This is a genomic window from Prolinoborus fasciculus (assembly GCF_056724605.1).
The window spans coordinates 1-608 of the sequence record NZ_JBWZQN010000172.1 but is presented as its reverse complement, the minus strand read 5'-3'; the positions used below and the strand labels follow the sequence as shown (position 1 = coordinate 608).

The 608-nt window shown below is 36.8% G+C and carries 1 pseudogene; it reads left to right on the top strand.

From position 1 onward, the window contains the following. A pseudogene (locus AC1P5O_RS16795) lies at positions 1-608 on the top strand (IS4-like element ISAba1 family transposase); the annotation flags it as partial.

Here is a 608-nt window from a genome sequence, read left to right as displayed (position 1 = left end):
ATCTAAAGCCTTGCCCATCAAGTGCTTACCACAATCATTTTATCGACGTATGCAGCGCTTCTTTGCAGGTCAGTATTTTGATTATCGTCAAATTTCTCAGTTGATTTTCAATATGTTTTCATTCGACCAAGTGCAACTGACTTTAGATAGAACCAATTGGAAATGGGGAAAACGAAATATTAATATCCTGATGCTCGCAATCGTTTATCGTGGAATAGCGATACCTATCCTTTGGACATTGCTTAATAAACGTGGAAATTCAGATACGAAAGAGCGTATTGCTTTGATTCAACGCTTTATAGCCATTTTTGGTAAAGACCGTATTGTGAATGTGTTCGCAGACAGAGAGTTTATCGGTGAGCAGTGGTTTACATGGTTAATTGAACAAGACATCAACTTCTGCATTCGTGTTAAAAAAACTTCATTGTCACCAATCATTTAGGAAAGAATCATAAAATTAGTGATTTATTTCGCCATCTTAAAGTTGGTCAAATTGAATGTCGTAAACGACGGATTTTGGTTGGTCGGGTGAAACTATATATAAGTGCACTACAGTTAGAAAATGGAGAGCTTTTACTCGTCGTTTCTCCTCAGTTTAATGCCAATGC